The organism is Flavobacterium sp. KMS, from assembly GCF_000813005.1.
GTDB lineage: Bacteria > Bacteroidota > Bacteroidia > Flavobacteriales > Flavobacteriaceae > Flavobacterium.
In genome coordinates this window covers 204,383-228,247 of the sequence record NZ_JSYP01000001.1, presented here as the reverse complement: position 1 = coordinate 228,247, position 23,865 = coordinate 204,383, and the positions used below count along the sequence as shown (strand labels likewise).

Sequence of the window (23,865 nt, the reverse complement as noted above, 5' to 3'; positions counted from 1 at the left end):
TTAAAAGTTATTAATATGATAAGTATAAAGTCTAAGTTTAAAACACCTCCAGTTTTTATTGCTATAGTTTCAATTGTTTTGCCGCCTTTGGTTGTTTATTTAAGTTTTACTTCTCCAACAGCAGGAATGTTTTTGCCTATTTTATTTTTACTACTTGTTGTCTTTTTTTGGTTGACAATGTTTAGAACAAGAGCGCATAAATTAACTATTGATGATAGATACATTATTGTTAATCGTTATTTTGGATTAGGAAAATCTAAAGTATATGAAATTAATAATTTAGACGGTTTTATAGTTCTTTTTGAGGTTGGAAAAGAAGGTATGGCAGAGTTCCTTTTTATACTCGAAAATGGTAAACGAATTGCTTCTATTTCTACTTCTTATCATAGTAACTATAACGAACTAAAAGATGTTTTAAGAGAAAAAATACGAGACTTAGGAGAGAAAGTATATGTTTCTAAGGAGGAAAGTGCAGAAATGCTGAAATAAACAAAACCCGCTTCATTGAAGCGGGTTTTTATTTTACAAAAAATGACTAGGTAATAATCTTCAATCGAGAATCAATCAGATTTATTTAAAAGATGGATGGCAGCAACTGGTGGTAACTACGTAAGCAGTTATGCCAGAAGTGTAGTTTAGTTTTAGACTTTTTTTTAGATCTTTGAATGGACTACGAATATTAGATTTTAATCTTGAAATTAAATTAACGTTCCTGTCTTAGGAATGGATTTTTTATGATATATTTGAATTGTAAGTATTTTTTTAATAATTATAAACAATCAAATAGAAAAAAAATGAAGAAAGTATTATTTATTTTAACCGTATTATTTGCTTTAAATAGCTATTCACAAAAGAAAAAGGTGGCGGTTGTTGGTTTTTACACAGACAAAACAATTGATCTTTCTGATTTGGGGCTTAACAGTTTGGCTGCAATAGCTGATTTGGGCAACAATCCAAGCTTTAATCTTAGTCCTATTTTAGAGAAATACCATAATGCTTTTTTTAATGTTTATTCTAAACAATTTCCATTTGATTTAATTCCTGAAAATGAAGTGATTCAAAAACAAGAATACATTGATTTTTCCCCTAAATATGCTAAAGATGAAGTAGGAGAGAAAACTATAATAAATTACCCAGGATATAAATATATTTATGAAGGAACGGCTGGTCAAGCAAATGAAGTAGGAGCAGCTACTATTTTTAAAGAAATTGCAGATGGTGTTTTATTTACAGAAATACATTTTACTTTAGTAAAAGGATTTGCTGTTGGAGGAACAGGAACCGTTAAAATGAAAGCTTATGCTAGAATCTCTTTGTATGATAAAACCGGAAAGAAAGTATTTGCTATAAATGAAGGGGCAAGCTCTAAAAAAACGGGTGTTATAGTAGGTGGAATTCCTGTTTTAACTCCTGAAAAAGTACTGCCTATGTGCGAAAGTGCTTTAGACGAATTGTTAAAAGATTTAGATCAAAAAATTAGTAAAATAATCAAAAAGAGTGCTGCTAATTTCTAATGTTTTTATAAGCAAAAAAGGAAAACCCGCTTCATTGAAGCGGGTTTTTATTTTAATCTAAGTCAGTCTAAGTAGTCTGAAAATCTAACTATCTAAGAAGTCTAAATTAGAATTGCTCTCTTCCAGCAAAATGGAATGCACTTTCGATAGCAGCATTTTCGTCGCTATCAGAACCGTGAACTGCATTTTCTCCGATAGAAGTTGCGTATGCTTTACGAATTGTTCCTTCAGCAGCTTCAGCAGGGTTTGTAGCTCCGATTAAAGTTCTGAAATCTTCAACAGCGTTGTCTTTTTCTAAAATTGCAGCAACAATTGGTCCACGAGACATAAATTCTACTAATTCTCCGTAGAAAGGTCTTGCAGCGTGAACAGCATAAAATGCTTGAGCATCAGCTACAGTTAATTGAGTTAATTTTAATGAAACGATTTTAAATCCTCCATTAGTAATCATTGCTAAGATATTTCCGATGTGTCCGTTTTGAACTGCATCTGGCTTAATCATTGTAAAAGTTCTATTTGTTGCCATTTTTATTTTTATTAAATTTTGTGCAAAAATAGACTTTTTTTATGAATTGAATTTAATAAATTCATAATTATAACTATCCAGAATACCTTTATGATAATTAATTATGAGTAATGACGTACAGCAGTAGAGATGCACCGCAGTGCGTCTTATACAAGTTTTAAAATTTAAACCTTAAAAATAAGTTTGTTCTTGTAGAAAAGCCATAAAATAAACGTCCAGATTCCAACATAAGTTAGTGCTCCTGCTAAGGAAGCTGACATTGGATTACTGAAAAATGGTGCAATCCCAAAGCTATATAAATAATTTAAAAGATTGATTTGTTCGCCTGGACTATGTGGGTTCTCAAACTGAACCATTACTAATCCTTGTGGGATTATTTGGGAGAAGAAAAATACAATCATTGGGTTAACGCCCCAAATTAAGAATAATTTGATTCCTTTTTTTAAGTTTAAAATATCAATAAGGTAATATAATAATGCCAGACAAGTAGTTGCTAGTCCTGCTGTGTATAATGTGTATGTACTTGTCCAAAGTGATTTGTTAATAGGGAAAATGATACTCCAGATTTGAGCAACTATAATTAAAGCAATACCTGCGATTGCCATTTTTTTTGCAATTTCAATTTTTGGTATGGCACGGTGTAATAACTGACCAATAAGTAGTCCGATAATTCCGGTTCCGATGGATGGGATAGTACTTAATATACCTTCTGGATCCCAAGTTATAGTTCCGCGATACATATGTCCTTTTAGTAAGATACTATCTAGCCAAGAAGCCAGATTGGTTCCTTTGTCAAAATTTGCTTCACCGATTCCTGGAACTGGTATTAAAGCCATTATTGCCCAATAGACTAATAATAAGATTACAGCAACTATTATCTGTGTTCTTTGGTTTGATTTTAAGTATAAAAGTGATACTACAAAATATACGATGGCTATACGTTGTAAAACACCTGGTAATCGTACGTTTTGATACGCTTCGATACCGCTATAGGCCAAGAAGAGGTAAATAAACAGAATCGAAAAGGCAAGAATGTTTTTTACTTTAGAACTAAAATTTCCCATTAAGGCATAACCTACCACAATAGTTATAATTAATCGACCTATAAGTAACGGAATTCCGTCGAGTTCAAAAAGTTGTATTTTGGCAAAAAAATTAAAGAAGATTCCTAAGCAAAACATTCTTAATGAGCGTACTAGTATTTTGTTGAATGTAGTACTGTCGAAAGTTTTTGTAGGCATTGCAAATGAAACAGCTACTCCCATTATGAAGATGAAAAAAGGGAAAACCAAATCGGTTAGTGTGCAGCCATGCCACTCAGAGTGTAATAGAGGAGGATAAACAGCGTCCCAGCTTCCAGGATTATTGACAATCGTCATTAATAAAATAGTTAATCCTCTGAAGACATCTAGTGAAATCAAGCGCTCTCTGGTCATAATTTTTTTGTAATAGGTTAGTTCTCGTTTTTTAAAGTTAATAATTTGGTTTAGAGGGTAACAATCTAAGAGGTAAGTGGTTATTTGTTTCTTATGATTGTTACTTTTGTTTTTTTGCTACAAATTTCTGCGAATTAGCGAAATTCGTAGCAAACTTTTATATTGTTATGACATTAAAATTAGATTCTAATGGTTTTAATTCTTTAATAAGAAGGGGGATTAATTCCTCTCCTTTTTCCAGATAAAATTCTGAAAAATTGGCTTGACGTTCCTGCAAGCTTTTATTTGGAAACAGTTCATTTTGCAAGTCGGTAATACGTTGCAAAATGTCATTTAATTTTCTTTTTTGTGCTTTTAAGAGTCTTTTTTCAAGGTTTTCGAGTCCTTTTATTTGTTTAACTTCTTGTGCTTTTACTGCTCCAGTAAACGATTTGTCTGTTTGATTTGCTAATTCATAAAGATATTCGAATTGCTTATGCAAAAGTTCTTTTTGAGGCGTTAAATCAATGGAGAATGGTGATAGTTCTCTTGTACTCTTATTTATTAAACTGTTTTGTTTTGAGAATAAATCGCTCCATGATAAATTTAATTGATCCGCTTTTTTTGCCTGTTTTTCGGTAGCCAAAAGCACGGAATTTCTAATTAAAAGCATCGGAAAAGTAATCTTTGCAGTATCAAAGAATGATTTTAATTCTAACCAATACGCGATTTCTCCACCTCCGCCAATGTAGCATAAATTTGGCAAGATAATTTCTTGATATAACGGACGCATAATCACGTTCGGACTAAATTTTTCGGGATTTCTTTCTAGTAAATCAGAGATTTCTCTTCCTGAAAATTCAATTTTTGTATTGTTAACTTTATATTTTCCGTTTTCAAAAATGATACGTTCGCGTAAATTATCTTCGATATAAAATAAATTGATTTCGCGCGGATTTACCTGAACTGTATAATCTTTCAGTTTTTCGATAGTTTCCTGAACGGCTTTATAAGCAGATTGAGATTCTAATTCTTCTTTTATGTATGGAATAAAAGCACGTTTTAAATTGGCATTGTCTGCATCTAGAATTACTAAGCCTTGTGATGCAAATAAACTATTGGCAAGATAACGCGTTGCATCTGCTAGGTTATTGTGTTTTAGATAGGCATCTTTAAATATTTTTTTCAAAACATTGGCATTGATGCTTGAACCTAATTCTAAAGCATATATTTCGAAAAAATCTTCAAGTCCTTTAGTTGATAATCTTCCTACCGGACCTGTACTTTCGGCATTCCATCGGAACTTTTTACCTTTAAAATTAAAATAATTAATTTCTTCAAAATCATGATCTTCTGTCGCCATCCAATAAATGGGAACAAAGTTATGCGAAGGATATTTTGCTTTTAATTCGTTGGTAAGATTTATCGTTGAGATTATTTTATACAAGAAATACAAGGGACCGCTAAATAGGTTTAGTTGATGTCCTGTTGTAACTGTAAATGTATTTGGGAGCGCTAAGGCTTTGATATTTTGTTTGGTCGAATCCGAAAGTTCGATTTTAGCATATTGCTCTTTTAAAACCGAAACTAATGGAATTCTGTTGTTATTATCGAAATTTTGTTGCTTTTCGATAATTTGTTTTTCAAAGTTTTCCAGTGTTGGAAAATTATTATATAATGGTTTTAAATCTGATTTTTGTTCTAAATAATCATGTATCAAAGTTGAGAAATATCCTGAGTTTTGGTAGCTGATACAGTCGGTTGGCATAAGTATTGTTTTTTTGATAGCTGTAAATTTAATCAAAATTTGTACTTAAAAATGGATTTAACTATTGCTTATGATTTGAATTTTAAAAATAGTTGCAAATCATTGATAATCATGTAAATAATTGTGAGATAGGAAAATACTTGTTTTTTAATTTGTTTGAAAAATAATTCACAGAATTTGAATGTGTTGATGGCTTTTTGGGGTCATGAGGATTATGATTTTTTAAACTAATTTCTTAAAAAATGGGAATTTAATATTTGTTATTTTCAAAAATTAGAGTCATTTTTATATCCTATTTTCATAAAAACCATATCAACCGCATGAAAAATAATTCTACTAAGGAAAACTCCTTGAAACACGTCCTTTTTGGGAGCTTAATAGGTACGACAATTGAATTTTTTGATTTCTATATTTATGCTAATGCAGCTGTATTGGTGTTTCCGCAATTATTTTTCCCGGGTGCTAGTAGTACTAATTCGACCCTTGAATCTTTGGCAACTTTTTCGATAGCCTTTTTATCAAGACCTATTGGTTCTGCTGTTTTTGGTCATTATGGAGATAAAATAGGTCGTAAAGTTACTTTGGTCGTGGCTTTGCTAACCATGGGATTATCGACAATTGCCATTGGGTTTTTACCAAGTTATGCAAGTATCGGCATCGCTGCACCAATTTTATTGATGTTATGTCGATTTGGTCAGGGAGTTGGTTTAGGTGGCGAATGGGGTGGAGCTGTTTTACTAGCGATAGAAAATGCGCCTCCGCATAAACGTGCTTGGTATGGAATGTTTCCGCAATTGGGAGCGCCTATAGGATTGTTGCTTTCTGGTGGAACTTTTTTAATTTTAACGGATACAATGACCAGTGAAGATTTTATGGATTATGGATGGAGAATTCCGTTTATAGCGAGCTCACTTTTGGTAATTGTTGGATTTTATATTCGTTTAAAAATCAGTGAAACCCCTGCTTTTGAAAATTCTAAATTAGAACAGAAAGAAGTTAAAATTCCATTTTTTACCTTATTAAAATCATATAAAAACCAGTTGATTTTTGGAACTTTATCTGCAATTACAACCTTTTTGGTGTTTTATTTAATGACTGTTTTTACATTGAGTTGGGCTACATCAGACTTAGGTTTTACTAAAAGAGATGCTTTATTGATACAATTGTTTTCGGTATTGTTTTTTGCTGCTTTTATTCCTATTTCAGCTTTGGTTGCTGATAAAATTGGTCGCCGAAAAATTCTAATTATTACCACGATCGCTATTGCAGCATTCGGTTTTTTCTTCTCGTATTTCCTTAATTCAGGAAATTCTATTTTGGTAACAGCTTTTGTGTGTATCGGAATGTCATTGATGGGGTTTACTTATGGTCCGTTGGGAACTTTTTTATCGGAGTTGTTTCCTACCACAGTTCGTTATTCAGGTGCTTCTTTAACTTTTAATATGGCTGGTATTTTGGGTGCTGCTTTTGCACCAATGATTGCAATTTGGCTGGCAACAACTTATGGCTTGAGCTACGTAGGATTTTATCTGACTGCGGCTGCTTTAATATCTTTAGTTTCATTTTTAGTAATTTCTAAGAAAGTACATCAGTTTTAAGAGGAAATCTACTGACACAATTTTTATAGTATTAGTAAACCAAATGTTTTATAAAGTTATCGAAGTTCAGTTGCTTTTTTAACTATCTAATAGTTTTTGGAGCAAGAATAAGAGAGTTTATTACTAAAATTATTGATTATTTTGATTTTAAAATTTAGTTTAATTTGTTTTAAATCAGTGTTTTAATTTTAAAATAAGAAAATACTTGTTTTAAAATTTGTTTATTTCAAAAAAAAATCACAAAATTTGCATCAGAAAATAAATCATTAACCAAATTAATAACGAAGACAATGTTTGTATTAAACTTTACCTCTCAAAACATCACATCAGGATTAGATTCTGTTGGTATGTGTCTTCGTGGCTTTTCGCAATCATAGCAAATCAATTTTAGATATATGAACAAGCCCGAAGGAAATTAACTTTCGGGCTTTTTTTATTCTAGACACTTCAAAAAATTCCCGATACCCCGAACTCAATTTATCTATTGGAGATAAAATGCTTTTGCCTTGTATTTTCTAATACTTGGCAGGAAAACTATAATTTAAATTTTTTTAAATGGACAATTATCTTTTAGATGATTACATCTTGTGTAGTCGTTTGAAGAAAAAAAAGCAAAAGAAGAGTGCAGTTAAAAAAGATTTTGAGAAACAATTAATTCAGTTAGATAAGTTCGAGGATGAGCTATTGCATAAGCGTAGAGCTTTACCATTAGTGCCTTTGGCAACACCTTATCAAAAAGGATGGGAACGCAATTTTGTTCTTAGGGAAGATATTGCGAGATCTAAAGAAGCATTGTTTTATAAAACATTATTGGAGAAGATAAATACGGTGCAATATTCTTCTGAGAAATCTTTTAAGAAAAAGAAAAAGAGGAAAAGAAAGCATGTATATGTCGAGAAACTTCAGATTGTAAAAGAATTTTCAGAATCGGAATGGAGAAGTCCAAAACTAACATTAACAGACAAAGAAAAAATACATTTTTATAAAAGGGAACGATGGTGTCCTAATTGTAAACGCTATAAGATCCATTATATATTTGATGAGTCTTGGCGATATGTATTGCGTGTGAGACCAAATATGATAACACATACTAAAATGGTCGATGGTGTTTTGGAAAGTGAAATTGCTAGGATAAGTAATTATATCACGAATCATTTTCTTCGAAATTCAATGATAAAAATTGCACACGGAAGTGTGAACTATTGGAGATGGAATACTAAGAAATTGAAATATCAAAATCCATTATCCAACAAACAGATTCATACCGTAATGGATGAATATTATAAAGAAATAGAATATCTAAATAAAGAGTCATTAGAACTCATAAGATAAAAAATATAATGGGAAATAAATTATCTGGAAAAGACCTGATTAAAATAGGCTTTCCAAAAAATAATAGTATCAACATTGCCTTGGGGCAAATAAACAGATACAGAAAACGAGAAAAAAAAGAGAGTATATTAAACGAAGCCAAAGAAGTTTTGCTATCTCCTGAAAAATTTACAGGACATGGTACTTGGGGTAAAGTTGCTGAAGGATTGGTAAATCCGGTACAAGTAAGAATGTATCAGCTTAATAATACAAGAGCGCCTTTTTCCATATTTGGAGAAAACGAAATTGATGAGCAAGCTAAATATCAGTTATACGATGCTTTAAAATTGCCAATTTCGGTTGCTGGAGCTTTAATGCCCGATGCACATTCTGGCTACGGACTGCCAATAGGTGGTGTACTGGCAACAGATAATGCTGTGATTCCGTATGGAGTAGGAGTTGATATTGGTTGCCGAATGAGTTTGTCAATTTTTGATATTCCTGCGTCTTTTTTTAAAGGAAAAGACCATCAGTTACAAGCAATCTTAAAAGATAATACCAAGTTTGGAATGTATGAAACACATACAATACGAGCAGATCATGAAGTGTTTAGCCGAAGCGAGTTTCAGGATATTCCGCTTATAAAAAGTTTGTTGAGTAAAGCCTACAAGCAACTTGGTACTTCGGGAGGAGGAAACCATTTTGTAGAGTTTGGAATTGCTAAAATTACCAACCCGCTTAATGAATGGAAAATTGGTGTAGGGGAATATTTTGCTGTGCTTTCGCATAGCGGTTCAAGAGGTTTGGGAGCTAATATTGCTAAACATTATACATACTTGGCAACAAAACAATGCCCGTTACCTAAAAATGTGCAGCATCTTGCCTGGTTGGATTTAAATACGCACGATGGACAGGAATATTGGCTGGCTATGAATTTGGCTGGTGATTATGCCAAGGCTTGTCATGATGATATTCATCGTCGTATTGCCAAAGCTATTGGTAAACGTGTGGTTGTAACAATCGAAAACCATCACAATTTTGCTTGGAAAGAAATGGTAAATGGCAAAGAAGCTATTGTACATCGTAAAGGGGCAACTCCAGCTAATGCGGGTGAACTGGGTATTATTCCTGGGTCTATGACTGCACCTGGATTTATTGTTCAGGGCAAGGGAAATACGGAGAGTTTAAACTCAGCTTCGCATGGTGCAGGACGACTTTTTTCTCGCAGAAAATGCAAGGAATCGTTTACGCAAAGTGAGATTAACAAAGTCTTAAAAGCAAACGACGTAAGCTTGATTGGTGGCAATATCGATGAAGCGCCAATGGCGTACAAAGACATTAATAAAGTAATGGCCAATCAAGTAGAGTTGGTGGATGTGTTAGGCACATTTACACCAAAAATCGTTAGAATGGACAGATAAACAAGTTCTGGATAATGGAAAGGTTTAAGGATGAAAATAAATGGTTAGGCAGTTTTGGAAATGAAATTTTGGTAAAATGTCCAAAATGTGCTTCTCAAGCAGTTGTTAGGAGAGCTTTGGAATCTGAACTTTATTATAGAGATAAAAGAATTTTAGAATGTAAAAATTGCTATTATTCTTTAAAAGAAGGGATGGTAAAATACATTGCTTATGTAGATACTTATTGCTGTAATAATGAAGACAAGATAAAGTTTGAGTCGCAATTACTAAATGAAAAACCAGAAACAATCAAGCTAAAATGTTCAATATGTAATGAGATAAAAGAGTTTAAACCTAATATAAAAGAAGTTCCTTTTGTGTTAGATACTGATAAATCATTACAAAGAGTAGGTGCTTTTAATGCTGAAATATGGTATCAGAAAGAATTTGACCAATCAATTTTTTGGGCTTATAATTTGGAACATATCAATTACTTAGAGAGATACATTAAAGCTGATTTAAGAGAAAGAAACAATAACGGAAGTGGTAACGGGACAATGGTTTCCAGACTTCCGAAATTTGTAAAAGAAGCAAAGAACAGAGAAAAACTGTTGAAAATTATAGAGAAATGGAAAAAATAATTCAAATAACATCAGGTCGTGGCCCAGCAGAATGTAGCTGGGTTGTGGCTCAGGTTTTAAAGACTTTTCTGGAAGAAGCAAATGATAATAAAATAAAAACAACATTGCTTCAGAGAGAAACAGGAATTGAAAATGGTACGGTCGAAACGGCTACAATTTTATTAGAGAGTAATAATCTTAATGAGTTTGTAAACTCTTGGATTGGAACAATCCAATGGATAGGGCAGAGTCAGTTTAGGAAATTTCATAAACGTAAAAATTGGTTTATCGGAATTTTTGAAATTGATAAAGCAACAACAACTCAAATTTCTGAAAATGATATTCAGTATCAGGCAATGCGTAGTTCTGGTGCAGGTGGGCAACATGTAAATAAGGTGAGTTCGGCTGTAAGAGCAACTCATGTTCCTACGGGAATAAGCGTTGTGTCTATGGATTCACGGTCGCAGCATCAGAATAAAAAACTAGCCACAGAGAGATTATTACAGAAGTTTAAGGATGAAACTGTAAAGCAGTTTAAAGCCGAATTTCAGGCTCAATGGATGAATCAATTGCAAATTCAGCGAGGAAACCCAATTCGGGTTTTTCAGGGTTCAGATTTTAAAAAACAAAAACAAACAAAAAATTACAAACAGGAAAGGCAAAGATTAAAAAGAGAAGATTATTTAGATAATGATTGATTTCTAAATCTCTGAATTTCTAAACAGAATAAACTATGAAAACAGTAGATAAATATCTTTTTCAGGCATTAGATAGTTATCCATATTCGCTGGAAGAAACCATCGAATCATTGGATTATGCTTTGTCTTATGATGATAAAAATACAATGGCTTTGTGTTTATATGGGCAGGTTTTAAGCGACCAGTTATTTAAATATGAAGAAGCCAAAGAATACTTTCAACAGGCAATTTCGATTAATATTAATGCAATCGAAGTGTATACTTTTTACATTCATACCTTAATTTTAAATGAAGATTATGAGGAAGCCGTGAAGTTGATTGATTTTGCATTAACAATTAAAGGAATTAATAAAACAGAAATTCTTCTGAAGAAAGTGATGCTTTTAGAAAGTCAACAAGAGTTTAAAAAAGCCTTGAAAGCAATGAAAGAGGCTAAACTTGCAACTTTAAATTCAGCTTATGATTATGGTATTGAAGAAACCGAAAAAAGATTAAATAAAAAATTTGATAAAGGTTCTGGAAAAAGTAAGTCAGATAAGAAGAAAAAGAAAAATAAGTAAAGAATAAAGGATGTCGTAATTGGCATCCTTTATTGTTTCTATTCAAAAAAGCAGTAAAAACAACCACCAAATCTTTTTATAAAAAGTCCTTAAAATATATCTTATTTTTGCACAAAACATTTCCCTTTGAAAACTAAGCTTTTTATAATCACTCCTCCTTTTACACAACTGAATACACCGTATCCGGCAACTGCCTATATCAAAGGATTTCTAAATACTAAAAATATAGAATCGGTTCAGGCAGATTTAGGAATCGAAGTGATTTTAGAATTGTTTTCGAAAGAGGGATTGAAGAATTTGTTTAAAGTTTATGAAGATAAGCAAGAAGTAAGAAGTAAGAGTAATCAAAATTTGGTCGATGCTGAAAAAATCTCGGATAACTCCAAACGTATTTTTGCTTTACAAGATGAGTATCTTAAAACGATTGATGCTGTTATTGCTTTTTTGCAAGGAAAGAACCCAACATTAGCATTGCAAATTTGTCAGGAAGATTTTTTGCCTGAGGCTTCTCGATTTGTACAATTGGAAGAATTGGATTGGGCTTTTGGAACAATGGGAACTCAGGACAAAGCAAAACATTTGGCGACATTATATCTTGAAGATATTTCGGATTTTATAGTGGAATGTGTCGATGAGAATTTTGGTTTTAGCCGTTATGCTGAACGTTTAGGGCGAAGTGCTAATTCTTTTGATGAATTATACCAAGCTTTGCAACAAGAGCCAACTTATATTGACAGGGTTTTAATTTCGATTTTAAAAGAGAGAATAGAATCGGTAAAACCAACTTTGTTTTTAATTTCAGTCCCTTTTCCTGGGAATTTATATAGTGCCTTTAGATGTGCGCAATGGGTAAAAGAGCATCATCCCGAAATTAGAATTTCGATGGGTGGCGGTTTTCCAAATACTGAATTACGTTCGTTATCAGATGCTCGTGTTTTTGAGTTTTTTGACTTTATTACTTTGGATGATGGGGAAGTACCTATTGAATTGATAGTTGATAATTGTGAATTGAAAGTTTCTGATGAGTATAAAAGAACTTTTTTACTCGAAGACGGGAAAGTTATTTACAAAAACAATTCGTTACGACATGATTATAAACAATCTCAGGTTGGAACACCGGATTATTCTGATTTGCTTTTGGATAAGTATATTTCGGTTATCGAAATTGTCAATCCGATGCATCGTATGTGGAGCGACGGACGCTGGAATAAACTCACGATGGCGCACGGTTGTTATTGGGGAAAATGTACGTTTTGTGATATTTCATTAGATTATATAAAGGTTTACGAACCTGTTGCAGCCAGTTTGTTGTGTGACCGAATGGAAGACATGATGAAGCAAACGGGGCAAAATGGTTTTCATTACGTAGATGAAGCTGCTCCGCCTGCGCTTATGCGTGCTTTGGCACTCGAAATTCTTCGAAGAAAGTTAGCAGTTACTTGGTGGACAAACATTCGCTTTGAGAAAAGTTTCTCTGCCGATTTATGTTTGTTACTAAAAGCTTCGGGATGTATTGCCGTTTCGGGTGGTTTGGAAGTTGCTTCGGATAGATTATTGAAACTAATAGATAAAGGTGTTACGGTTGAGCAAGTGGCAAAAGTAACCCGCAATTTTACCGAAGCAGGTATTATGGTTCATGCCTATTTAATGTATGGATACCCGACACAAACGGTTCAGGAAACAGTTGATAGCCTTGAAATGGTACGTCAGTTGTTTGAAGCAGGAGTTTTACAATCGGGATTTTGGCATCAGTTTGCTATGACAGCACATAGTCCAGTTGGGATGTATCCTGAAAAATTTGGAGTGGTTAAAGAAACAGAAGCCATTGGGACTTTTGCTAATAACGATATTAATTATACCGATAAAACAGGAATAGATCATGATAAATTCAGCTTTGGATTAAAGAAATCACTATTTAATTTTATGCATGGAATTTGTTTTGATTATGAGCTTCAGGATTGGTTTGATTTTAAAATTCCTAAAACGAAAATTGGATCTGACTTTATTTATGATGCTTTACAAGAATCTGAAGATTTTAATATAAAACCTACTGCCAAAATTGTTTGGCTGGGAGGAAAGCCTTTTACAGAAGCTTTTACCAAATCTAAAAAAGGAAATTCATGGGAAATGCTAACGCTTACTTTTCATGATAAAAAAGAAAGCTTCAGTGTTCAGACAAATAAAAATGAAGGAGAATGGTTAGTTGAAATACTACAGAAAATTTCTTCTTCTAAAACTAAAACCTATACATTTCAGGAGATAAAAACTGATTTCGAAACCAATTTTGAGGACTTTGAATTGTTTTGGTATTCTAAACCTGTAAATACTTTAAGGGAATTTGGATTGTTGGTGTTGTAAAATTATTTCGCTAAGTTTCACAAAGAGAATCGCAGAGATGCACAAAGTTTTATTGTTGGATTACATAAAAAGTCCTTCTTCCGTCCCTAAGTTTCGGGATTGGGACGTTCAGGATGATAAAATTGAGATGTTTAGCAAATAGACGAAACAAGTCAGGGTAAGATAGATAACGATTAGTTTTAATCGTTGTAGAATTATATTGAGAAGACGCACTGCGGTGCGTCTCTACAGGCATTGCGTAATAACTGTTGAGCTTTTACTTTTTAATCTTAGTTCCTCAGAACCTTAGTAACTTCCTTTGAACCTTTGTCGCTCTGTCCCTCTGCACCTTAAGAATCAACCTTAAACCTAAACCCAATTCCGTGTAAGTTCTCGATAACAATTCCTTTTTCGTTTACTAGGATTTTGCGTAGGCGTGAAATAAAAACATCCAAGCTTCGTCCCATAAAATAATCATCATCACCCCAAAGAGAAGTAAGGATTTGTTCTCTTTTTAAAACGGTATTTTTGTTGTCGATAAACAACTTCAGAAGTTCTGATTCGCGTTGTGTAAGACTTGTTTTTTCATTTTCATTGTATAAAATGAAATTTTGAATATCAAAATGGTATTTCCCAATTTTATAAACCGATTTATCTATGGTGTCATTCTTTTGCGAACGCTTTAAGAAAATTTCAATTTTCAGGAGTAATTCTTCAATACTAAAAGGCTTTACGAGATAATCATCGGCACCCAATCGCAATCCTTTTATTCTGTCTTCTTTTAGTGTTTTTGCCGAAAGGAAAATAATAGGAATATCGGAGTTGATTTTTCTTATTTCGGTTGCGAGTTCAAATCCGTCTATTTTTGGCATCATAATATCCAAAATACAAATATCAAAATCCCCTTTATTAAAGGCTTCCAAGCCTAATTCTCCATCACAGCAATGTGTTACCTCATAATTATTTTGTTCCAAATTATCTTTGGTAAGAAACGCCAAGGTTTCATCATCTTCAGTGTAAAGAATTTTGAAAATACTCATTTTTTGTACGGAATTAAGATGGTTATGGTTATCCCTTTTTCGGGATTGTTAATAGCATTGATTTTCCATTGATGCAAGTTGCAAATCTTTTTTACATAATACAAGCCCAATCCAAAACCATTAGATTGCGTACTTTTTTCATTTGGAATCCTATAAAACTTATCGAAGATAAAAGAAATATTTTTGTTAGCAATACCAATTCCGTTATCTATAAAGGCAATTTTTAATAGCTGGTTTTCAGTAGTTAAACGAATTGTGATTTTTGGTTTAGTATCACAATATTTTATGGCATTATCAAGAAGGTTGTAAACAATGTTTGTAAAATGAAAAACATCGGCAACAATATGATAATTTGTAGCGACTGACTCAATTTTTATATCAGTTTCGGGATATTTTAGCTTGATGTTTTCTATTGTTTCCTCAATAGCAGGAATAATTGAAATCTCTTTTAATTCGAGCTCCAAAGGGGTGTAATCAGACTTTGCAATGCTCAAAATCTTCTCGATATGATTGTTTAATTTGCCACTTTGACTGATAATGATTTCGGTATATTTTTCGAGTTTCTTGTCTTCCTTAATCGGATTCTGTTTAATTAAATAATTAGATGCGATTAAAATAGAAGCCAAAGGTGTTTTAAACTCATGGGTCATATTATTGATAAAATCGCGTTGTAACTCAGAGTATTTCTTTTGCTGTAAAAGCGTAAAAATCGAATAGATGTAAATGAGTAAAATGACAATAAGCATTATCGAAAGCACAAACCAAAAACGCATGGAACTGAAGATATAGCTGGTTTCATTAGGAAAACGAACAGCGAAGTAATAGACTAGATTTTTGTGTTTCGGGAAATAAACTGACTGTTTTTCTTTTGAATTTTTGGATAAAGAAACATGATTTCCATAAACCATTTCGTTGCTTTGACAATTGTACATAGCATATTCAAAATCGGTTGTAATATTCATTTTTTTGAATTCCGATTTTAAATAAAACTCTAAGATATCCGGTTCAAAATCATTTTCGATGTTTACAACATAATAGTCATTAGATATTTTCTGGATAGGACTTTGTGCAGGTAATTCGTTACTACTACTTTCATGTAATTTTTTGGCAACTTCAAGTAACGCAATATGTGTTTTCTGATTCAGTTTTTTTTGCTCAAGCATAAAAGCTTCTTTGGTCCATAGTAATTGTGCGACCAATATGCCGATAATTGCTATAAACCCCAGAAGGATAATACTGTTGAGTCTGTTTATTTTCACTTAAATAGAATTTTCAAGGTGTAATATTAATCAAAAATATCTTTAAATATAGCGATTAACAAGTCGTTAACAAACATTTGAGATCGATTAACAGCGTTCCGTTTTTATGTGATTTACATTTGTAATGTTCAAAATATGAAAAACCAAATAATCATTTAAATTTTAGACTTATGAAAATTATCAGACCTTTATTATTAGTATTTACATTAGGATTAATGTCTTTTTCTGCAATTGCTCCAGTGCAATCATTAGTAGAAAATAATGTTGTAGCTGCAGCAGGAATTGCATGGAAAGCTGAAACGATTGATGTGGGACAGATCCCTCAGAATGTACCAAAAGCAATTGATTTTGAATTTAAAAACACAGGAAAAACAGCTGTAGTTATTACAAGTGTTCAAGGGTCATGTGGATGTACAGCAACAAATTACACAAAAGAACCAATTCTTCCTGGAAAATCGGCAAAAATTACAGCAACATACAATGCTGCCAATAAAGGTGCTTTTTCTAAAACTGTTACAGTTGTAACAAGTGCAGAAACAACACCAAAAGTACTTACTTTGAAAGGGATAGTTTTATAATAAGTAGTTTTATATCTCTGAACTCCAAACAACTCAACTTGTTTGGAGTTTTTTTATGTTTATTTCTGAAGTAATTATAGGTAGATTGTAAAGCAAAGATTAAATTTTTATAAATGGTTTGTTTCTACTAAAACTTTTCTATTTTTATTAAAAAATATATTATGAAAGTTTTGTATCCACTTGTAGCTGTTGCCATTTTTTTGGCTACTATTTCTTGCAATAAAAAGTCAGAAAAGAAAGAAGGAGAGTCAAAAAACACTTCAGAGAAAGTAGTTCCCGAATTAAAAATTACAATAGATAGTTCGAGCGTTATTACTTTTTATCAAGCATACCCTAAATTGCTGAAATTCCAGAATGATGTTTTGGCATTATACAAGAAAAATAAGTCTACTCAATTGTGGTTGGACAATAAAGGTATTGTAGAGTTCGCACATACATTATTTAATAAGTATAACGGATTGGATCAGGAAGGTTTAAAAGCTAATTTTCCTTATAGTGACAAGATTAGTCCTATTTTTGAGCATACTTCAGAAAACCAATTATCGCAGGTCGATACAGATTTAATGATTACAAATTTATACTTTTATTATGTTCAGAAAGTTTCTGGAGTAGATGAAAAAACAACTAAATCATTAGAATGGCTTTTACCTCGTAAAAAAGTGAATTATCAGGTTTTTACAGATTCAATTTATAAAAAATCTACTATAAGTGATGACAAAAAGAACAAAATGTTCAGCCAGTATTACAAACTTCGTGATGCACTTCATCAATATAGAGAAATTGAAAAAAAAGGAGGTTGGAAATCAATTGAGGCAGGTGATGATTTTAAAAGTCTAAAAAAAGGAGATTCAGCACTTGCTGTTGCGCAAATCAGAGAGCGATTGTTTATAACTGGTAACCTTAAAGAGGATAATAAGAGTTTAGTTTTTGATGATGTTTTGGTCGAAGGGGTTAAAAATTATCAATCACACAACGGGAATACTGTAAATGGGAAAATTACATCGGAGCATATTGCAGAAATGAATATTCCGGTATCTGACAGGATTAAAACCATAATTGCTAATATGGAGCGTTGTAGATGGATTGATCCTGAACTCGAAAAAGGAAAAGAATATATAGAAGTTAATATTCCGGAGTTTAAATTGTATTTAATTCGTGATAACGAAATTGCTTTTGTATCGGCTGTTGTTGTGGGAAAAATGATGACTCAAACTGTTATTTTTAGCGGAATGATGAGTTATATTGTTTTTAGTCCGTATTGGAATGTCCCTACAAGTATCATTAATTCAGAGATTAAACCAGGAATGGCCAAAGACAAAAATTATTTGGCAAAGAAAAATCTGGAATGGAATAATGGAGCTGTTCGTCAGTTACCAGGAAAAAATAATTCGCTTGGTTTAGTGAAGTTTTTATTTCCAAACTCAAATAATATTTATTTGCATGACACTCCTGCAAAAAGTTTGTTCGAAAGAGAAAATAGAGCTTTTAGTCATGGTTGTGTGCGTGTAGCAAAACCAAGAGAGTTTGCAATTGAGTTATTAAAACAAGATCCTAAATGGACTCCTGAGCGAATTGATAAAGCAATGCATACAGGTAAAGAAAGTTGGTATACGCTAAAGAAGAAAATCCCTGTTTATATTGGTTATTTTACCGCTTGGGTAGATCGTGATGGGAATTTGAATTTTTATAAAGACATTTATAAAAGAGATGAAAGTCTTATAAAGCTACTTACAGAAGAATAAGGTTTTGTGTAGAATAGAGCGCGGATGAGACAGATTCGCTAAAGCGAAAACACAGATAAACACAGATTTTTTTCTCTTTTATAAATTTTGATAAATCCGTGTCATCCGCGCTCTATTCTAGGCAATCCTAAATTAGCACAATTTAATTAGTGAAGATTTGCAACAAAAACGTTATTTAGGGCAATACATTAATACACTTATAGAAGCGCTTGCTATAATGATCGGAGTCCAAATTACTAATGGTTACACTACCAGCTTTGCCAGAAGAGGCATGTATGAATTTTGATTTCATACCATTGGCTTCACAAATGATTCCTACATGCCCAACTATAGTTTTGTTCTTGTAACCGTAAAAAACTAAGACGTCTCCAACTTTAAAGTCTTCGGCTTTTTTAGTAATTCCCAGACTTTTATAACCGCTTGAGCTCCGCGGTACGTTCACATCAAAATGTTTAAAAATATAATTAACAAAACCGGAGCAATCAAAACCTTTATTTGGATTATTCCCTGCATATAAGTAAGGTGTTCCCAGATATTGTTTAGAATATGTAATAATAGAATCTCTATCTATTGCGGTTTGTATTTTCTCAACTTGATTTATTCTAATTTTTTCTTCTTTCTTTATAGTAAAAGAAGAGAATAAAATAGCTGCTGCAAATAATATATAAATTGGGGATTTCATTTTTTTGAGAGGGAAGTAATTTAATTTATAAAGATATGTGGTTACTTTTTAATATCAAAGAAATGGTAGATCAAAGGGTTGGAAAGCATTTTTTGAATAGGATTTATAAACTTATTTAAGAGAAGAATTAAAGACTGCTTTGTGAGTTATTTTTTATAAATAGGGGTTTTTATTTCTTATCTTTGAGAGACTTCGTAATAAAACAGCTTAAATATAGCTACTTTATGATGAGGTTAACCATTAAAGGTAAGCTGAAAACTTTATAGAGTAGGCATGATTTAAAAATATACTTATGGAAAATTCTTTATTTAAAAAAGTAAAAAAAGCTATTGATTACTGGTACATTCCATTATTAGTGGGGTTGCTTTTTGTGGGAATCGGAATTTGGTCTTTTATAACTCCCTTAGCAGCTTATTTAACCCTTGTGCTTATCTTTAGTATCTCGTTTTTGGGAAGTGGAATTTTTGAAATTATTTTTGCACTTTCTAACAGAAAAAAAATTGATAATTGGGGTTGGACATTGGCTTCAGGAATTTTAGGATTAATTGTAGGGATATTATTAATCTCTAACCCGTTAATTTCTATTACTATACTTCCATTATATGTAGGATTTGTAATTTTATTCCGATCTATAATGGCAATAGTTATTGCTTTTGATTTAAAGAGTTATGCCGTGCCTGATTGGGGAAATCTTGTAGCTTTAGGAATACTAGGGATTATATTTTCATTTATATTATTGTGGAATCCTATTTTTGCAGGACTTTCGCTAGTATATTGGACCGCTTTTGCTTTTATAGCAATTGGTGTTTTTTATATTTATTTCTCTTTCAAGTTGAAAAAAATACATGATATCCCCGAAAGGTTACATGATTTAGAAGATAAAATTAATTCATAAAGATTAGTGTTTTTTTGGTTATTAGGAAAATGAGCCAAAAGCATAAAACTATAAATCGAAAGTATTTTCAATTAGTATAAATTAATTGTATAATACTTTCGATTTCTTATTTTTACAAAAGTAGAATTTATGTGCTTTGTGCTTTTAAATTCTTTAATTTTCAATCTTTAAATCAAAAAAATGAAATATAATAGATGCGGAAAAAGCGGATTGTTATTGCCGCAAATTTCTTTGGGATTATGGCATAATTTCGGTTCGGTAGATAATTTTGAAAATGGTGAAAGTATTATCAAAGAGGCTTTTGATAAAGGAATTACGCATTTTGATTTAGCTAATAATTACGGGCCAGTTCCGGGTTCTGCCGAAGAAAATTTCGGGAAAATATTGTGGCACAATTTTCAAGGAAACATGCGTGATCAAATCGTAGTTTCTACTAAAGCTGGTTATACAATGTGGGACGGACCTTATGGTGATTGGGGTTCTCGTAAATATTTGCTATCAAGTTTAGATCAGAGTTTAAAGCGCATGAAACTCGATTATGTAGATATTTTTTACTCGCATCGTTTTGATCCTGAGACTCCGCTGGAAGAAACGATGATGGCTTTGGATTATGCTGTAAGAAGCGGAAAAGCATTGTACGCTGGAATATCTAATTATAATGCGGAACAAACTCGAGAAGCAGCATCAATTTTAAAACAATTAGGTACGCCTTGTTTAATACATCAGGTAAAATATTCGATGTTTGTACGTGAAGCCGAAGCTGGTTTACTAGATGTTCTCGAAGAAAAAGGAGTAGGTTGCATCGCGTTTTCACCTTTGGCACAAGGGCTTTTAACGGATAAATACCTGAAAGGAATTCCAGAGAACTCCAGAGCATCAAATCCGAATGGACATTTGCAACTCGAGGAAGTATCAGAACAAAAAGTGCAAAAGATAATTGCTCTAAATGAAATTGCTAAAAACAGAAATCAGTCTTTGGCACAAATGGCATTGGCTTGGTTATTAAAAGACAATCGAATTACATCAGTTTTAATTGGCGCAAGCTCAGTAGGACAGTTAAATAACAATATAGATAGTTTACAAAATCTTGATTTTTCTCAAGAGGAATTAAAAGCAATTGAAACTATTTTAGGATAGGAGTACTGTAGAGGATGTATAATTTTTTAGTATTCAGTTGCAGTTTTCAATCTAAAATTAAAAGCAAAAATCCCAATCTAAAAATTTTCAGATTGGGATTTTTTATTGTTTTTCGGCTTAAGCCTAATAAAATTATTTCTTTTTTGCAGGTTTTGCAGGCACATCAAAAATACCTGGAATTGCAGTTAACTCAGCTATTTTTACAATAACATCAGTTGCTTTTTGCATGCTTTCTACAGGAACGTATTCGTATTTACCATGAAAGTTGTGACCACCAGCAAAAATATTAGGGCAAGGCAATCCTTTGTATGATAATTGAGAACCATCAGTTCCGCCTCTAATAGGTTTTATTAATGGTTTTATATCTAATTCTCTCATTGCTTTCTCTGCAATATCAACAATATGTTTTACAGGCAAGACCTTTTCTTTCATATTGTAGTATTGATCATTTATTTCGGCAATTACGATTGGTTCTCCGAATTTTTTGGCAAATTTATGATTGATTTTTTTCGTAATTCTCTCAATCAGTTTTTTACGTCTTTCAAATCTTTTTGCGCTATGATCTCTAATGATAAGTTCCAGAACAGTTTCTTCAATACTTCCAGTTAAGTGATGTACGTGAAAAAATCCTTCATAACCTTTAGTTTCTTGAGGTGTTTCTCCTTTTGGTAACTCATTAATAAACTCATTAGCAATAAGCATCGAGTTAATCATTTTTCCTTTGGCATAACCAGGATGTACGCTTTTACCTTTAAAAGTAATTTTTGCACCAGCAGCATTAAAGTTTTCATATTCAAGTTCACCAATTTGGCTTCCGTCCATGGTGTAAGCCCATTCGGCACCAAACTTATCTACGTCAAAATGATGTGCTCCACGACCAATTTCTTCATCGGGTGTAAAACCAATTCTAATTTTTCCGTGTTTAATGTCTGGGTTTTTAATTAGGAATTCCATTGCCGAAACAATTTCTGTAATTCCTGCTTTATCGTCGGCACCTAATAAAGTAGTTCCGTCGGTTGTTATTAAGGTTTGCCCTTTATATTGTAATAAATCTTTAAAGTAACTTGGAGATAGAATTATGTTTTGCTCAGCGTTTAATACAATGTCTTTACCATCATAATTAGGAATAATTTGTGGTTTTACATTAGCTCCCGAAAAATCTGGAGAAGTATCAAAATGTGAGATGAAACCAATAGTAGGAACAGTATGTTCTACATTACTTGGTAAAGTTGCCATTATATAAGCCTTGTCATCTATAGTAACATCCTGCATACCGATGTTTTTTAGTTCTTCGACAAGTTTATTAGCAAGATCCCATTGTTTTGGAGTACTTGGTGTAGTTTGTGAATTTGGATCAGACTCTGTATCAATTGTTACATAACTAATAAATCGATCTATAATATGTTGCATTTTTATTTTTTTAAGCAACAAATATAGACATTTTTTTTAGCTGTCTTATTTTAGATTAAAACATCCTATTGTAAACAAAAAAGGATTCTATTTAAGTAGAATCCTTTTCGTGTTAATTTTGTTTTTTAAATGCTTTTAACGCATCTAAACCCAAGATGGTTTGCTGCAGATCGTACTTCGCCTTTTCCTCTAGTACCTACCATATAGCGAGTACAATATTGGTCGGTACACAAAAATGAACCACCACGATGTACTTTTTTTAGCTGTCCTGGCTCAGATGGATCATTGCTTGTAGTTGGTCCCTGAGGATTTTTAGCAACATTGCCATTTTCTGATAATGATTTGTAATAATCTACGCTATACCAGTCATTAACCCATTCCCATACATTTCCTGCCATATCGTATAATCCATATGCATTTGGGGCAAATTGTGCTGTTGGCGCAATTCCTTTAAAGCCATCTTCACCAGTATCACCATCCTTAATAGGGAAATGACCTTGATAGATATTAGCTTGGAACTTTCCTTTAGGTTTTAAAGTATTTCCCCAAGCATATAATTCTCCTGTTTTGCCGCCTCTTGCTGCAAATTCCCATTCAGCTTCGCTAGGAAGTCTTTTTCCTGCCCATTTTGCATAAGCAGTAGCATCTTCATAAGCGATTTGTACAACAGGGTATTTTTCTTTTCCTTTTATTGTACTTTCTGGTCCTTGAGGATGTCTCCAATCTGTTCCGCCTACGTAAGACCACCATTGCAGGAAGTTGTTTAAGTTTACAGATGTTGGAGTAGGAGTAAATACGACAGATCCAGTAATTAAATCTTCTTCGTTAGCGGTAGGAAATTCTTCTTTCGTAGGTTTTTGTTCGGCAACGGTTATATATCCAGTTGCTTTTACAAACTGCTCAAATTGTTCATTAGTAACCTCAGTTTCATCCATCCAATACCCATCTACATATACACGATGTATTGGGGCGGCATCTTTGGTAACTCCTTTTATACTACACAAACTTTCGTCGGCAACATTACTTCCCATCGAGAATTCTCCACCCGGAATCCAAACCATACCTTTTGGAGCTTTGGATGGAGCTGCTTTTTTATTAACGATTGTAGGTTCAAATTTAGATTCTGATGAAACCATTTGAACTTCATTGCAATCCTGAGTTGTTTTTTCTGTAGTTGGCTTTATAAATTTTGCATAGCCAAAGCTAATAAATAGAATACCAGCGGCTATTGTTCCAAATAACCAATATTTGTTTATTTTTTTCATTAATTCGACTGTTTTTGTATAGTTTGTGTTTTCAACAATAAAAATACAATAAAAAGTTAGAACAGATCAAATTAAGAAGTTGTTTTTTTATATAAATTGGGTGCATTTTA

21 protein-coding genes are annotated in these 23,865 nt (G+C 32.5%); 13 read left to right on the top strand and 8 right to left on the bottom strand.

What is annotated here, in order from left to right; genetic code table 11:
- Positions 1-15 precede the first annotated feature (15 nt).
- Both OA93_RS00935 and OA93_RS00930 read left to right on the top strand, forming a co-directional pair.
- Positions 16-489, top strand: a complete 474-nt coding sequence (locus OA93_RS00935; protein ID WP_039111205.1) for a hypothetical protein — start codon at positions 16-18, stop codon at positions 487-489.
- A gap of 305 nt (positions 490-794) precedes the next feature.
- Positions 795-1,514, top strand: coding sequence for a hypothetical protein (locus OA93_RS00930; protein WP_039111204.1), 720 nt, complete (start codon positions 795-797; stop codon positions 1,512-1,514).
- Between the two features lie 106 nt (positions 1,515-1,620).
- Here OA93_RS00930 and OA93_RS00925 read toward each other — a convergent pair whose 3' ends face one another.
- The 3 genes from OA93_RS00925 to bshC form a co-directional block, all read right to left on the bottom strand.
- Positions 1,621-2,040 carry a nucleoside-diphosphate kinase gene (locus OA93_RS00925; protein ID WP_039111203.1) on the bottom strand — a complete coding sequence of 140 codons (420 nt, stop codon included), beginning with the start codon at positions 2,038-2,040 and terminating at the stop codon, positions 1,621-1,623.
- A gap of 164 nt (positions 2,041-2,204) precedes the next feature.
- Positions 2,205-3,476 carry a DUF5009 domain-containing protein gene (locus OA93_RS00920; RefSeq protein WP_039111202.1) on the bottom strand — a complete coding sequence of 424 codons (1,272 nt, stop codon included), beginning with the start codon at positions 3,474-3,476 and terminating at the stop codon, positions 2,205-2,207.
- Positions 3,477-3,633: 157 nt separating this feature from the next.
- Positions 3,634-5,223 carry a bacillithiol biosynthesis cysteine-adding enzyme BshC gene (gene bshC / locus OA93_RS00915; RefSeq protein ID WP_039111201.1) on the bottom strand — a complete coding sequence of 530 codons (1,590 nt, stop codon included), beginning with the start codon at positions 5,221-5,223 and terminating at the stop codon, positions 3,634-3,636.
- A 320-nt stretch (positions 5,224-5,543) separates the two neighbouring features.
- On the opposite strand from bshC, the gene OA93_RS00910 reads away from it, so the two are divergent.
- The 7 genes from OA93_RS00910 (at position 5,544) to OA93_RS00880 (ending at position 13,768) form a co-directional block, all read left to right on the top strand.
- Positions 5,544-6,821 carry an MFS transporter gene (locus OA93_RS00910; RefSeq protein WP_039111200.1) on the top strand — a complete coding sequence of 426 codons (1,278 nt, stop codon included), beginning with the start codon at positions 5,544-5,546 and terminating at the stop codon, positions 6,819-6,821.
- 555 nt (positions 6,822-7,376) lie between these two features.
- Positions 7,377-8,153, top strand: coding sequence for a hypothetical protein (locus OA93_RS00905; protein ID WP_052259330.1), 777 nt, complete (start codon positions 7,377-7,379; stop codon positions 8,151-8,153).
- An 8-nt stretch (positions 8,154-8,161) separates the two neighbouring features.
- Positions 8,162-9,553 carry an RtcB family protein gene (locus OA93_RS00900; RefSeq protein WP_039111199.1) on the top strand — a complete coding sequence of 464 codons (1,392 nt, stop codon included), beginning with the start codon at positions 8,162-8,164 and terminating at the stop codon, positions 9,551-9,553.
- A 14-nt stretch (positions 9,554-9,567) separates the two neighbouring features.
- Positions 9,568-10,173: a hypothetical protein gene (locus OA93_RS00895; RefSeq protein ID WP_039111198.1), complete on the top strand. Its 606-nt coding sequence runs from the start codon at positions 9,568-9,570 to the stop codon at positions 10,171-10,173.
- Positions 10,161-10,850, top strand: a complete 690-nt coding sequence (prfH, locus tag OA93_RS00890; protein ID WP_039111197.1) for a peptide chain release factor H — start codon at positions 10,161-10,163, stop codon at positions 10,848-10,850. The genes OA93_RS00895 and prfH overlap by 13 nt, the downstream gene beginning before the upstream one ends.
- 35 nt (positions 10,851-10,885) lie before the next feature.
- Complete coding sequence (locus OA93_RS00885) at positions 10,886-11,410, top strand: hypothetical protein (protein WP_039111196.1); 525 nt, start codon at positions 10,886-10,888, stop codon at positions 11,408-11,410.
- A 126-nt stretch (positions 11,411-11,536) separates the two neighbouring features.
- Positions 11,537-13,768: a radical SAM protein gene (locus OA93_RS00880; RefSeq protein WP_039111195.1), complete on the top strand. Its 2,232-nt coding sequence runs from the start codon at positions 11,537-11,539 to the stop codon at positions 13,766-13,768.
- Positions 13,769-14,097: 329 nt separating this feature from the next.
- On the opposite strand, the gene OA93_RS00875 is transcribed toward OA93_RS00880, so the two are convergent.
- Both OA93_RS00875 and OA93_RS00870 read right to left on the bottom strand, forming a co-directional pair.
- The gene (locus OA93_RS00875; protein ID WP_039111194.1) at positions 14,098-14,787 is read right to left on the bottom strand and encodes a response regulator transcription factor; all 690 of its coding nucleotides are present in this window, start codon (positions 14,785-14,787) and stop codon (positions 14,098-14,100) included.
- On the bottom strand, positions 14,784-16,046 hold the full coding sequence (locus OA93_RS00870) for a HAMP domain-containing sensor histidine kinase (RefSeq protein ID WP_039111193.1): 1,263 nt from the start codon (positions 16,044-16,046) through the stop codon (positions 14,784-14,786). Before OA93_RS00870 ends, OA93_RS00875 begins: the two co-directional genes overlap by 4 nt.
- Positions 16,047-16,216: 170 nt before the next feature.
- On the opposite strand from OA93_RS00870, the gene OA93_RS00865 reads away from it, so the two are divergent.
- Together OA93_RS00865 and OA93_RS00860 are read left to right on the top strand one after the other, a co-directional pair.
- The gene (locus OA93_RS00865) at positions 16,217-16,624 is read left to right on the top strand and encodes a DUF1573 domain-containing protein (protein ID WP_039111192.1); all 408 of its coding nucleotides are present in this window, start codon (positions 16,217-16,219) and stop codon (positions 16,622-16,624) included.
- A 161-nt stretch (positions 16,625-16,785) separates the two neighbouring features.
- Positions 16,786-18,366, top strand: a complete 1,581-nt coding sequence (locus OA93_RS00860) for a L,D-transpeptidase family protein (protein WP_039111191.1) — start codon at positions 16,786-16,788, stop codon at positions 18,364-18,366.
- Positions 18,367-18,541: 175 nt separating this feature from the next.
- Here the strand turns inward: OA93_RS00860 and OA93_RS00855 are convergent, their stop codons facing one another.
- Complete coding sequence (locus tag OA93_RS00855; protein ID WP_039111190.1) at positions 18,542-19,048, bottom strand: C40 family peptidase; 507 nt, start codon at positions 19,046-19,048, stop codon at positions 18,542-18,544.
- Positions 19,049-19,340: 292 nt separating this feature from the next.
- Here OA93_RS00855 and OA93_RS00850 point away from each other — a divergent pair, with 292 nt between their 5' ends.
- Together OA93_RS00850 and OA93_RS00845 are read left to right on the top strand one after the other, a co-directional pair.
- Positions 19,341-19,943 carry an HdeD family acid-resistance protein gene (locus OA93_RS00850; RefSeq protein WP_039111189.1) on the top strand — a complete coding sequence of 201 codons (603 nt, stop codon included), beginning with the start codon at positions 19,341-19,343 and terminating at the stop codon, positions 19,941-19,943.
- Positions 19,944-20,123: 180 nt separating this feature from the next.
- Positions 20,124-21,080: an aldo/keto reductase gene (locus tag OA93_RS00845; protein ID WP_039111188.1), complete on the top strand. Its 957-nt coding sequence runs from the start codon at positions 20,124-20,126 to the stop codon at positions 21,078-21,080.
- A gap of 132 nt (positions 21,081-21,212) precedes the next feature.
- Here OA93_RS00845 and pepT read toward each other — a convergent pair whose 3' ends face one another.
- Both pepT and OA93_RS00835 read right to left on the bottom strand, forming a co-directional pair.
- The gene (gene pepT / locus OA93_RS00840; protein WP_039111187.1) at positions 21,213-22,490 is read right to left on the bottom strand and encodes a peptidase T; all 1,278 of its coding nucleotides are present in this window, start codon (positions 22,488-22,490) and stop codon (positions 21,213-21,215) included.
- Between the two features lie 125 nt (positions 22,491-22,615).
- Positions 22,616-23,755 carry a formylglycine-generating enzyme family protein gene (locus OA93_RS00835; protein ID WP_039111186.1) on the bottom strand — a complete coding sequence of 380 codons (1,140 nt, stop codon included), beginning with the start codon at positions 23,753-23,755 and terminating at the stop codon, positions 22,616-22,618.
- Between the last annotated feature and the right edge of the window lie 110 nt (positions 23,756-23,865).